The organism is Streptomyces noursei (genome assembly GCF_001646665.1).
GTDB lineage: Bacteria > Actinomycetota > Actinomycetes > Streptomycetales > Streptomycetaceae > Streptomyces > Streptomyces lavendulocolor.
Map to the genome: position 1 here is coordinate 1 of NZ_LWBU01000298.1, position 250 is coordinate 250.

General features: G+C 78.4%; 1 pseudogene. It reads left to right on the plus strand.

The features are described 5' to 3' along the window. Positions 1 to 216 (plus strand): annotated as a pseudogene (locus A4V12_RS22250) (CoA transferase); the annotation flags it as partial. Positions 217 to 250: the final 34 nt, after the last annotated feature.

Consider the following 250-nt stretch of genomic DNA (forward strand, 5'->3'; position numbering starts at 1 on the left):
GACCCCCAGTACCAGGCGCCCGACACGGTCACCGAGGTCGCCGACCCCGATCTCGGCCCGGTCCGTATGCAGAACGTCCTCTTCTCCCTCTCCGAGACCCCCGGCTCCATCCGCTGGACCGGCCGGCCCCACGGCGCCGACACCGACGCCGCCCTCCCCGCCCTCGGCCTGACCGCGCCCGCGCCCGCCCGCCCCCGCTCCGAGGCCGCGCTGTGAGCGGCCCGCCCTCCGCTCCCGTGACGCGCCCCCT